The following is a 12,073-nucleotide window of genomic DNA, read 5'->3' as shown; positions in this document are numbered from 1 at the left end:
CAGAATCGGCGCTTTTATGCAAAAAAACCGGCGATGCGATCGCCGGTTTTTTGTTGCCGCAAGAATTTCGTAAACTAAACGCCGGAATTACGTGAATTCCTCGATGCGGGTAGTTCACGTAATTCCCACAGGCCACTCATAGAGCTAAAGGGAGCTGAGCCGAATAGTTTCGATTCCACCACATCGCCGAAATAATTCCACCTCAGTGCCCGATCGGTCGCCGTCCTAGCGATGCCGGCCCTCCATGTAGCGAACTTGGGATGCGCCGAGGAGTCTGACATACCGACAGCTGACCAGACCCCAATACCTCTAGGAGCTTGGCACAGCGAATAGCTTGGCTTCTGTTGGCCACCTGCTGTTCTAAGATCCCCGAGCTCGTGAACTTTGTCGCTAAAAAATCGATCAGAAAATTTGCCCATCATATGTGCCAACACCACCCGATCATCAGGTGTTGCGCTGACCGCGTGGCGCACCCGTTTCGGGTCGGTGTAAACAATCGTTCAGCTCCCCGTCGTCTCTTGGTCGGGCCAATACGCCTGGCGGCGCCACACTCCCTCCGACCGGACCGTGCGGCCGGAGAGCATCGAGCAAGGAGGTCGCCTGGTTCCACCGCGACTCAGGACGAGGTCTACGGCTCTCCGCGGATCCTTGCCGTCCTTCGGTCGATAGCGAGATCATCGCCCGCAAGGCCGTGGCCACGACTATGTACCGGCTGGGAGTGGAGGGCACAAGCCCGAAACGGTGGCGCTGCACTGCCGATGTTAGCTGGGACCATGGCTACGACGGGGTTCGAGTGCTCCCCCGCACCTTGAGTTCGCAAGGAAAAACGACCTGCTGCATGGCCAGCTCAGGTGACTCGATGCGGTTGAGGAGCATCTTTGCCCCGACGCGCGCCATCTCCCGGCTTGGCTGACGCACAGTGGTGAGGTCAAACGAGGCCCATGATGCCATGTCAACGTCGTCATAGCCGATGACCCAGAGATCATTGGGAACAGATAAACCGTGACTTCGGACCGCGTCGATTGCCCCAAAGGCCATATAATCATTGGCACAAAAAACGGCTTGCAAAGAATGCGGGCCGGCGATCAGGTCGCTCATGATTTGAAAACTTTGCTCGTGCGAGAAAGCTCCGTGGCTGTGCAGCTTTTCGGGTATTGGATAACCACGTTCAGTCATCCGGCTCATGAATCCCTCGCCGCGATTGCGAGAGGTGCTGGCTTTTTCGCTCCCCCCGATAAAGGCGACACAGGTCTTGTTTTTATCGATGAGGTAGTCCGCCACCATGACTCCGCCGGCATGGTTATCGCTCGTGACCTGATCACATTCCAGACCGTCGATGATTCGATTAATCAGAACGATGGGGCTATCCCTATCGAGTGCTGCTTTAAGTTCTGCGGAGTCATCCGTCGCGGACGTAAAAATAACGCCATCTACAGCTCGATCCCGGATGGCATTTAACGCGTCTTGGTGACCTGCCCCATCGGCGTTCCAGAGGACCACCCGGTACCCGGCAGCATCGAGCACCTTGGTGAGCTCGTCGAGTTGCTCCGAGTAAAAGGGGTTTATCATGTCAGCCACCACCACACCGAGTGTCTTTGCTCGGCGGGTTTTCATAGCTTGGGCCCCAGCGTGTGGCACATACTGCAAGGATTCTACGGCGGCCTTTACGCGCTTCGACGTATCGGCCGACACATTGCGCGACGATGACAGGGCGCGCGACACAGTGGCTTGTGACACGCCTGCCAAACGCGCGACGTCCCTGCTAGTGACCATGTAAATCCTCTCAGAAAAAGCGATGTGGCCCTGCATAGATCTCACCACATCTCGCTGACTATCCTCGTCTGCCCGCATGTCTGCCGTTTGTAATCATGGCGTGTATACGTATACAGTCATGGACTATCGGGTCTAAAGCTAGTCCGTGACGGAGCGCTCCATGCACGTCGCCCATCAATGAAGATGAAAGGTTTTCTCCTATGTCCGTCGTAACGGCATCCAGCCCAACCTCACAACTGCTCAAAGCGCCTGCCAAGAACAGCACTGCTCGTGGTGGCAATCCCGACGTACGTACGACGGTGGAGGCCGTCATCACCGATATTCGTACCCGGGGTGATGCCGCCGTGCGTGAATACTCAGAGAAATTTGACAAATACTCGCCGGAGTCGTTCCTCATCACCGCAGAGCAGCTGTCTGAAATCATGGCTCGCGTCCCGCAGCAAGTCATCGACGACATTAAGTTCGTGCAGGAACAGGTCCGCTTTATGGCGCAGAGGCAGCTCGAATCCCTGACTGACTTTGAAATCGAGACCATGCCTGGAGTCCTACTTGGTCAAAAGAATGTGCCGATCGAGGCCGTGGGCGCCTACGTGCCGGGTGGAAAGTATCCGCTCCTCGCCAGCGCACACATGACTATCATCACCGCCAAGACAGCCGGTGTCACGCGTGTGGCCGCCTGCACACCGCTGATCCAAGGGAAGGTTCCGGACGCTACAGTCGCAGCCATGCATTTAGCCGGCGCAGACGAAATCTATCTCCTCGGTGGGATACAGGCCATCGCTGCGATGGCTGTAGGCACTGAAACCATCAAGCGAGTCGATATGCTGGCCGGCCCGGGTAATGCGTTCGTAGCCGAAGCCAAACGTCAGCTCTTCGGCGAGGTCGGTATCGACCTCTTTGCCGGGCCAACGGAAGTGCTCATTGTGGCTGACGAGCACGCCGATGCATTCATCGTGGCCGTGGACTTGCTCTCCCAGGCAGAACATGGTCCGGATTCACCGGCTGTCCTGATCACCACCAGCCCAGAACTCGGCCGCGAGGTCATCGAGCACATCGACGTCCTGCTGGTTGATCTGCCGACTAGAGACTATGCGGCTGCAGCATGGCAGGACTGGGGCGCGGTTCACGTCGTCGGCAACCTTGACGATGCCTATGCTCTCGCCGACGAATATGCCTACGAGCACGTACAAATTCTTACCGAGAATCCCCGTGAGGCCCTCGAGAAGATGCACTTCTACGGTGCTTTGTTTCTTGGCGAGGGAACCTGCGTCTCCTACGGTGACAAGGTCATCGGCACTAACCACGTATTACCAACACGAGGTGCTGCCCGTTATACCGGTGGACTTTGGGTTGGGAAATTCCTGCGCACCGTCACTTATCAAGAAATTACCGATACCAAGTCCAGCGCGTTCTTCGGCGAACTATGCGGACGCGCAGCACGGGTGGAGTCGTTCGAAGGTCATGCCCGTTCGGGTGATGTACGCGCGGCAAAATATCGCGGTACAGAGCTGCCCTGGTCGACACACACCTTTAACAAATAGCACTTAGTTACATGGTTAATTTTCGTCTTGACGGGCACCGAGTACTTGTGACCGGGGCTGGTCGCGGACTTGGCCGGGCTATAGCCGATGGCCTAGCTGAACTCGGAGCCACGGTTTATGGGACGAGCCGCGACGCAGCAACAGCTCAGCAAATAGGGAAACGGTACGGCACACCGTCGCTGTCCGTTGACATGTCCGAACCCGATTCGATCCTAGAGCTCGTCGATAAGTTGCAGTCGCACAACCCCGGCATCGACATGCTCGTCAACAACGCTGGCGTGAACATTCCTAGGCCCGCAATCGAGGTGTCATCTCAGGAATGGGACACCGTGTTTGACACAAATCTCAAAGGTACTTTCTTCCTCTCAACGGCGCTAGCCAAGTCGTGGATGGAGACTAGCTCGGTTGGGTCCATTGTCAATATCACCTCCCAAGCCGGCATCGTTGGCATTGAGGAACGAGCCGCTTATGGAGCAAGCAAAGCGGGGCTAATTCACCTAACGAAGATCCTCGCTCTCGAATGGGCACCAAACCGGATTCGGGTCAACGCCGTCGCACCCACTTTCATTCGCACTGAAATGACCGAGTCTACGTTGAGCCGGCCGGAATGGGCTGTCGAGCTACTTAGTCGGATCCCGATTGGAAGATTTGGAGAACCCGAGGACGTCGTCGGAGCGGTCGCATTCTTGCTCAGCGAAGCCGCCTCACTCATCACCGGTCACAACATCACTATCGACGGTGGCTACACCATCCGCTAGATAAAAATTTCGCAACAGAATGGAGTTCTCCATGGAATCATCAGTAGCAACGACGCTGCCAACCCGTCGCGTTCGGTTTAGGACGGTTTTATCTGGCACGATTGGCGCCATTGTCGAATGGTATGAGTACACGGTGTATGGGGTGGCCGCAGCGCTTGTTTTCGGACAGTTGTTCTTCCCCTCACTCGAGCCCGGTATTTCGCAAATCGCAGCGTTAGCGTCCTTCGGGGTTGGGTTTGTGGCCCGACCTATCGGGGCATGGGTTGCGGGGCACATGGGTGATCGGATCGGACGCAAGGCGACCCTAATATTGACTTTTTCTGTCATGACGGTTGCGACTGCTCTGATCGGGTTACTGCCGACCTACGCGCAGATTGGGGTAGCGGCACCGATCCTGCTACTTATCTTGCGTCTGGCGCAGGGGTTTGCCGTTGGCGGTGAATGGGGTGGAGCCGCAATTATCGCGGTTGAGAGTGCCCCGGCAGGCAAACGGGGCTTATACGGCTCGTGGCCGCAGATTGGGGTATCCACCGGACTGCTCTTGGGCACCGCCGCGGTGGCCGTTTCCGGTGCGATCTCGGGTGACGATTTCGCTGTCTGGGGTTGGCGCATCCCGTTCTTGCTCAGCATCGTGCTCGCTGCTGTGGGTCTCTATATTCGACTCAGCGCAACCGAGTCGCCTGAATTTCTGGCTGAAAAGGCACGGATGGCCGCCACGAACGAGAAGCGCGACGTTCCGCTTGTCGAGCTACTCAAGCACCACCGGAAGGCGCTTCTGATCGCAATTTTTGCTCGTGGCGGCGAAGCTGGGAATTACTACCTAATGACGGTGTTCGTGCTGTCGTATGTGACCCTAACGCTCAAGGTTCCGGCATCGTACGGCTTCACGGCAGTGATGGTTGGATCGATCCTCAACATCATCATGATCCCGGTGTTCGGGTCGCTGAGTGATCGCATTGGGAGGAAGAAAACGTTCCTTTTCGGGGCAGCGGCAATCGCAATTACAGCATGGCCGATCTTTGCTCTCATTGAAACGGGTGGTCAGTTCGCAATAATAATTGGAGTGGCCTTGTTCCTCGGCCTCGGTCATGCTGCAGTGTATGGCCCTTTGCCCGCGCTGTATTGTGAGCTATTTCCCACGGCCGTGCGGTACTCAGGAATTTCGATTGGATACCAAGCACTGTCGGTGCTGGCCGGGTTTATTCCCGCACTTGCCGCCTCGCTCATTCTCTGGAGTGGCGGAGAGACATGGCCGTTGGTTGTCCTGGTCGTTGTTTCAGCCTTGACCGCATTTATGTCCGTGTCGATGGTGAAAGAAACTAAAGACGTGGATCTCGGCAGCATTGGCCGCGCTGCGACCCGTCAGTCAGTCAGCAGCAAGGCCTGACCGAAGTTTCGGCTGCAAAGAGTGCTTTGCCTTGGGCCAAGACCACCCGACCTGTGGTCTCAATTCATCAGTGTTTTCGACTCATTTCAATTTTCAAAGGAGAAAATCTTGAAAGGTATCACTACAGTTCTAACATCCCCGGGTGAAGTTGATCAGCGGGAATATGACATCACTGATCCTGTAGCCGGCGGCCTCATGATGAAAATGATCCGCGCCAACGTTTGCGGTTCAGAAGTTCACATTCTGCACGGAAACCATCCGCTCGTGTCCACTGGTTGTGTACTTGGGCACGAGGGTGTCGGCCGTGTCGAACGGCTCGGAGCAGGCGTCACCAGGGATTTCGCGGGCAACGAGCTGAAAGAGGGCGACCGCGTGGTTGCCACGTATTTCCAGGCCTGTCGCCGCTGCCCAGAGTGCAATGCGGGTCAGGAACAGTTGTGTCGGAATGGCTACGCTGGATGGTCTACCCAGGCCGATATCGCCCCGCACTTCCACGGAACGTTCGGCACTCACTATGCCGTGGGACCAGATCAGTACGTCTATAAGGTGCCCGACAGTGTATCGAGCAAGGCCGTCTCCTCGGCTAACTGCGCACTATCCCAGGTTTATGGTGGTTGCGAGACCGGTGACATCAAGCGTGGTCAAAAGGTTATCGTGCTGGGTGCCGGCGGACTTGGCGTGTGTGCGTCCGCGGTAGCGCGCCAGATAGGAGCTGAAGTATTTGTTGCTGAGATGACGGCCAATCGACTCGGCAAGGCGCTGGAATTCGGTGCACACCATGCTCTTGATCTGTCACAAGCAGATGGCAGCGCTGGGCGTGTCGAGTTGATGAGAGAAGCAACGGGTGGTGGCGCAGATATCGTCATTGATTTGACCGGTGTTCCGAGCGCGTTCTCCGAGGCAGTTAAATCCGTCAGGCCCGGCGGAATCATGGTGTCAATAGGCAATATCAGCCCGAACAAATTTACTGAATTTGACCCGGGCCTCTTTACTCGATCTGGCGTGCAGATTCGGGCGTCGATCAGGTATCCGGCCAACGTCCTTGGTAAGGCTGTCTCTTTCATCGAAGCCACACCACAATTCCCATGGGAGGACCTAGTCGACGCGGACTTTGCTTTTGCTGACGTTCGGGAGGCTTTAAAGGCGGCAGAAGAGAAAAAGGTGACTCGCGCCGGCCTAGTCATCGACGAGGACTGAGAGGCATTCATAGAATGAACGAAAAAATGACACATACACAGAGTTATATCAATGGCGACTTCGTGAACACCACCAGGTCCTACGAAAATATCGACCCGTCAACAGGTAAATCCCTCGGAACGGTAGCACGAAGTGATGCGCCGGAAGTCGACCTGGCAGTATCCGCCGCCCGTGCTGCGCAGAGGGCATGGTCGCGCACCTCTCCGGAGGAACGAGCATCGCTTCTGACCAAATTCGCGGATCTTATCTTGGCAGAGAAGGAAGACCTGGCCCGGACGGAGTCCGAAGACACCGGAAAACCATTGACTCAGGCGCGTGCGGATGCGGTGACCTGTGCTCGCTACTTTCAATTTTACGGTCACGCCATCGATTCGTACTACGGAGTAACCATCCCACTGCAGGCGGACATGCATGTCTATACGCGCCGCGAGCCCTATGGAGTCACCGCCCACGTCCTCGCCTGGAACTATCCCATGCAGCTTTTTGCCCGTGCGGTCGCTCCAGCCATCGCAACTGGAAACTGCTCAGTGGTAAAGCCCGCTGACGAAACTCCCCGTACCGCAGTGCGCCTGGCCGCGTTGGCTATCCAAGCGGGCATTCCGCGCGGTGTGCTCAACGTCGTTACCGGAATCGGCACCGAGGCAGGTGCCGCATTGAGCAAACACCCGGGCGTGGATCACGTCGGGTTCGTGGGATCGACGCAGACTGGCTCGGTTATTGCCACGGCGGCAGCCGAGCGTGTCGTCCCTGTCACGTTAGAGCTGGGCGGCAAGTCCGCTCATATTGTTTTCCCAGATACTGACTTGGACGTCTCCGCGCACTATGTCACGAAGGGCATTTTGGCGAACGCCGGACAGACCTGCTCAGCAGGGTCGCGGCTGTTAGTTCACAGCAGTATTTACGAGGAAATGCTTGATAGAGTAGTGGTGAACTTAACAAAGGCCACCATCGGTCCAGGCTTAGACGACAAGGATCTTGGACCGTTAGTGTCGCTTAAGCAGCAGGCCCGCGTCCGCGGCATGGTTGACGCGGCAGTGGGCGAGATCCTTGTCGGCGGTGGCATCCCTGACAACCTAAGCGGTGGAGCATTCTTTGAACCAACACTGATTGCTGGAGTGGACCCGACCTCCACGATTGCGCAAGAAGAAGTCTTTGGGCCAGTCCTAGTAGCTATGAGCTTTGACACCGAGGAAGAAGCTGTCGCCCTCGCCAATGGAACAGCGTACGGGCTCATGTCCGCCGTCTGGACCCGCGATATTGGCCGTGCCCACCGGCTGTCTGCTGACATACACGCTGGCCAGGTCTACGTGAACGCCTACGGAGCTGGTGGCGGTGTTGAGCTTCCATTTGGTGGTTTTAAAAAATCCGGTTATGGGCGCGAAAAGGGATATGAGGCTCTGGACGCCTACACCGAAACCAAAACCGTCATCATGAAGCTTTAGGAGCTTCCGTCAGTCGTTCTCGATAACGCACGTGACAGTCCAAGAAGTCGGGCGAGTGGCGGAGGCGCTGGGAGCCTCCGCCACCAGCTCGGCTGGCGCACCGGGCGTTGCCCATTTCGACAATAGACCGGATGGACACGGTGATATCCGAGGTCCTATTCGTAACGCGCACCCGCTGCGTCAAGCACAACCTCAATGAGCACTGACCTCCTCGAATGTTGGAAAACTGGCAACGGCTGCACTTCAACTTGCCAACACTGGGTGAATCTTGAATTCCATTCTGTCGGGTCTCGTCAAGTACACGTTCTCTCGCTTTGTTAGCTGACGTAGCATCTCGGGACGCCACACTTTCCAGGTGAAGCCATCGATGCCCGTGATCGTTTCCTTGTCGAAACGGTCGAAACCCTCTTCCGTAGAGATCGCAAGGCCACAGCTGAACCTCACGTGGCGGTTGTGCGGGTGTTGGATCGCGTCCTGTGGTGCGAGGACGACGGTGACCTGCAGCAGGTTTCCTCCGCCGATGATCGGCGAGATCATCTCTCTCAGTGTCTTCTCGGCCTCGGCCTGTCCGACGCCCTTCGGCAGGTAGCAGAGCACGCGGAGTGATGAGCCGGGCATGAGAGTGTTGTCTAGGTTTCGAATGAGCCACTCCGCATGGTCTCGGTGGGCGGGCTTCTTCTCAAGAGCGTGCATAAGGAAAAAGCCATCCAGCAGCGTGACATCGATCGAGAGTTCGGCGAGCACGGCGAATACTTCACTCCAGATCTTGCGCCGGAATGTTCCCTCTGGATAATTGCCAAGCGCGCGCAGCGCTCGAACTCTCTCGATCGTGGCGCAGTTATCTACGGAGTCAGCGACTGATAGTTCGGGCTCCCCGGGCTTTTCTGCATAGCCACTGAGAGGGACCTTCCGCTGCTGAGCCACCTGCTCCCCTACGATAAGGAGGTTCAGGTGGGCTCGAATGTCAGTTGGAAGGTCTCCTTGCTCGAGGATATTGTGAATCGCTTCCTCGCGTTCACCTAGACGCAACCTGTTGAAGGTGTCGAGCCCACCGAAAAGTTTGCTCCACAAGGTCTTCATGTCTGTGCTCAGTTGGTCGACAGCACCGTAAACGGCACGCTGGTCGTTGGGTCCCCGCAGCTCGATGACCGCGAACTCAGCGAGCAATCGCGTCACCGTCCGATGTGTGTTTATCGATGTGCGACTGACATCTTTGAAGTCCAAGAGGGCCTCATGGTCTATCGCTACGCGAGCCAGCAACCCCTTGCGAGCGGTCATTCCATAATCCCGAGGATGTCGCGGAGACTTTCATCGAAGAACCCGGTCGGCCAAGGGTCGAGGAGTTCGCCCTGCACTCCAAGCCGCAGGCGTTGGATAGTGACGCCCTCAGAGATCGTGTTGTCGACGTAAATGACAGCAACTTCTTCGGGCTTGATGTGGCCTCGGCGAATCATTTTCCGAACGCGGAGGAGAACGTTCTCCGAGTGCGTCTCCGCGATGATCTGATTCCCCCGCCGAATCGATGACACGAATAGATTTCCGAGTTTTGCCTGCAACCGCGGGTGGATATGCAGCTCGGGCTGCTCAATGCAGATAACTTGCCCCGCACTATTGATGCACGCATCAACCACGGGGAGCAGCTGGCTGACTCCATACCCAACTTGGTTGAGCCCCACTTCAACGCCAGTGCGGGTGTCAACTAGTCTTCGAGCTGTATCAGTGGACCGGCCGCCGGTTATGGTTGATTTGCGTTCGAAGCGATATGGAACTTCGAGGCGCGACAGCGCATCATTGAGGTCGTTGTCCCGAGGAAAGTCCCCCCGCTTGCGCAAGTCAAAGGGCTGTGGACCGGGCTCATACGTGTGTTTCGGGTCACCTCGGTGCGGTCCCAGATAAACGAGATGCGCTGCGGTCTCGTAGAGTGCATCCTCCTGGCCTTCTGTACCTTCAGCGAACAACCCGTTTTCGGCCCGAACACGCCGCGGATCGTCACCTTCGCCGTCCTGCACGCTGTAAATCGGCTCGTCTGCGATCGCATCCCCGCCCACGAGGTCACCGTAGTCAATAGCGACAGTCTTGATCGCAAGGTGCGTCGGTCCAGTGCTCAGCGCCGACTTCTGGATAATCTGATCCGCAATGGGATACGGCTGGATGCTGATTGCTGCCCGAGCGTAAACCTGCCTCGCCAAGAAGTCGACCCCAAGACCAAGCCGACCGTACTCTTCGTGGCCCGAGATGAGCTCATTGAAACCGCCGTACTCGCCTAGGCAATTCTCCCAGAGGTGAAGGGCGTCGTGGCGGCCCTCTTTCGCGGCGCGCGCAAAGAGCCGGAGCGCAAGCAGAACCGTGGATTTCCCGGCTGAGTTCGGCCCGTAGATTAGGGTCAGCGGTGCCAGAGGGATCTCATGACGCCCGGCAAGCGACTTCAGATTCTCGACGTATAGACGACTCAGCTGGGGACGCACCGGGCGCGGACCCGCAGGCTTGTCCGGCTGCACCGTCGCAGCCGGCTGCGCGTGGGAGTCACGATTGCCAGGCTGCACATCCCGATCCACCTCTGCCTGCTTTTCGGCTTGGATTACTTCGAGGAAGAGTCGGTCTTCTTCCTCCTGATCCGCCGGTGCGAAGTCCTCAGGTTCCGGGGCTCGTTCTGGCTCTCCGAGAATCTCAGCCCAGTCCTTGGCGCGGGCCTCGCTCTTATCAGTGCTGCTCATGCTGTTTTCCCTGCCCTTCCCCTTGAGGCTTTGACGCCCATTGCTCAATATAGCGAGCCGGCTGTCCTTGGCCGCGCGGGCAGCCAGCTTCGGGCTCATGCGGGTCATCGCGCCCCCCACCCGGCGAACGAATGATGACGAGAGCCAGCATGAGGCGACCCCGCTCGTCCGTGCCGATCTCGCGCACGTCGATCTTCTGGCTTAGTCGGAGGTGTTCCGCCACGCTTTTTACGTGGCGGCCGCCGGCGAGTGGGCGCAGCTTTGAGATGTGGAGCCACCCCGTGATGCCGGGAGCAATCTCGACGGTCGCACCGTTCGGGTTCAGTCCAATGACACTGCCGCGATGCTGCGCACCCGCAACATTCGACGGCCTCACGACCGCGTGGTGCTCGTCCGGCATGGGCGGTGCACCGATGGCGGGTGGTGTCGGCTGCGGCGAGCGCGCTGCGGCGACCTCGACGAGGAACTCGGCGTTGGCCGTCGCCACCTCGACGCGGCTCGCCACCCATCCCTTCGCCTGTTGGCGCACGTGATCCGGCGCCTGAACACCGAACTGGCTTTCCAAGCGGCGCACGTTGCTCTCTTCAAGGTCAGCCGGGAACGCCTCAAGTAGCAGGGTGCGCGCGGCCACCTCCAGGTCGGTAAACGTGCCGACCGGCGCAAGACGGAGAATCGCGACAATATCCGAGTGCCCCTGCATCCATTGCCTTGCGACAGCGATCTTCGTCTGACTCCAGGCCGTGATCTGCTGGCGCACGTGGTCGGGCGACTGAACGCCGAAGTACTCCTCGAGGCGGTCCACATTGCGGTGTTCGAGGTCGATCAGAAAGGCGAACGGCAGCACCGAGTCGTAGACGCTCATCGACAGTTGCAGAGCGGGCGCCTCGCCGACTTCGGACTTCTCGTCCCTCTTCTCCTCGAAGAGCTGCGATTGCGGGCGGGCGTCTCGTGAAACGTCGAACCCCTGACCCGAGCGCTGTTCCCTCTGCGCGACCGCCGTGGTGTCTACCCACGACATCCGAGCGCCCGAATGGCTCGCGACCGCAATACCCGAGGCGCTGCCCCCCGCGGCCATTGCGCCGCCGATCGTCCGAGAAGCGCGCGCTTTGCTGTAGTACTTGCCGTCGTGATTGCCGCCGGCCTGCAGCGCGGCTAACTGCTTGGGCGTCGCCGGCTGCGTCCACATGCGTGTGTTCGCAACCCGCTGCGAGGTCGACGAGCTCTCCGCAGGTGTGCCCGCTGCGGCCATTCCCACGGCTGA

General features: G+C 58.1%; 9 protein-coding genes. 5 read left to right on the top strand and 4 right to left on the bottom strand.

Annotated elements, in window-relative coordinates:
- Window positions 1-777: 777 nt before the first annotated feature.
- Window positions 778-1,809, bottom strand: a complete 1,032-nt coding sequence (locus tag E3T41_RS00135; RefSeq protein ID WP_198416371.1) for a LacI family DNA-binding transcriptional regulator — start codon at window positions 1,807-1,809, stop codon at window positions 778-780.
- 164 nt (window positions 1,810-1,973) lie between these two features.
- On the opposite strand from E3T41_RS00135, the gene hisD reads away from it, so the two are divergent.
- The 5 genes from hisD to E3T41_RS00110 all read left to right on the top strand — a co-directional run bounded on the left by hisD (window position 1,974) and on the right by E3T41_RS00110 (window position 8,098).
- Complete coding sequence (gene hisD, locus E3T41_RS00130) at window positions 1,974-3,314, top strand: histidinol dehydrogenase (RefSeq protein WP_134476683.1); 1,341 nt, start codon at window positions 1,974-1,976, stop codon at window positions 3,312-3,314.
- Between the two features lie 11 nt (window positions 3,315-3,325).
- The gene (locus E3T41_RS00125) at window positions 3,326-4,072 is read left to right on the top strand and encodes an SDR family NAD(P)-dependent oxidoreductase (protein ID WP_134476681.1); all 747 of its coding nucleotides are present in this window, start codon (window positions 3,326-3,328) and stop codon (window positions 4,070-4,072) included.
- Between the two features lie 31 nt (window positions 4,073-4,103).
- Window positions 4,104-5,459 carry an MFS transporter gene (locus E3T41_RS00120; protein WP_134476679.1) on the top strand — a complete coding sequence of 452 codons (1,356 nt, stop codon included), beginning with the start codon at window positions 4,104-4,106 and terminating at the stop codon, window positions 5,457-5,459.
- A 108-nt stretch (window positions 5,460-5,567) separates the two neighbouring features.
- On the top strand, window positions 5,568-6,656 hold the full coding sequence (locus E3T41_RS00115) for a zinc-binding dehydrogenase (RefSeq protein WP_134476677.1): 1,089 nt from the start codon (window positions 5,568-5,570) through the stop codon (window positions 6,654-6,656).
- 14 nt (window positions 6,657-6,670) lie between these two features.
- A complete protein-coding gene (locus E3T41_RS00110) occupies window positions 6,671-8,098 on the top strand; it encodes an aldehyde dehydrogenase family protein (RefSeq protein ID WP_198416370.1) in 1,428 nt (475 codons plus the stop codon).
- Window positions 8,099-8,341: 243 nt separating this feature from the next.
- Here the strand turns inward: E3T41_RS00110 and E3T41_RS00105 are convergent, their stop codons facing one another.
- Genes E3T41_RS00105 through E3T41_RS17710 form a run of 3 tightly spaced genes read right to left on the bottom strand, consistent with a single transcriptional unit; the run spans window position 8,342 to window position 11,998 of the window.
- Window positions 8,342-9,376 carry a hypothetical protein gene (locus E3T41_RS00105; RefSeq protein WP_134476675.1) on the bottom strand — a complete coding sequence of 345 codons (1,035 nt, stop codon included), beginning with the start codon at window positions 9,374-9,376 and terminating at the stop codon, window positions 8,342-8,344.
- Window positions 9,373-10,812: an AAA family ATPase gene (locus tag E3T41_RS00100; RefSeq protein ID WP_166791463.1), complete on the bottom strand. Its 1,440-nt coding sequence runs from the start codon at window positions 10,810-10,812 to the stop codon at window positions 9,373-9,375. Before E3T41_RS00100 ends, E3T41_RS00105 begins: the two co-directional genes overlap by 4 nt.
- Window positions 10,799-11,998: a hypothetical protein gene (locus E3T41_RS17710; protein ID WP_166791462.1), complete on the bottom strand. Its 1,200-nt coding sequence runs from the start codon at window positions 11,996-11,998 to the stop codon at window positions 10,799-10,801. Before E3T41_RS17710 ends, E3T41_RS00100 begins: the two co-directional genes overlap by 14 nt.
- Between the last annotated feature and the right edge of the window lie 75 nt (window positions 11,999-12,073).

The organism is Cryobacterium sp. Hh38 (genome assembly GCF_004403235.1).
In the GTDB taxonomy this organism is placed as follows: domain Bacteria; phylum Actinomycetota; class Actinomycetes; order Actinomycetales; family Microbacteriaceae; genus Cryobacterium; species Cryobacterium levicorallinum.
Note: the sequence above shows the minus strand (reverse complement) of the source record. Positions and strands in the feature narration are given on the sequence as shown.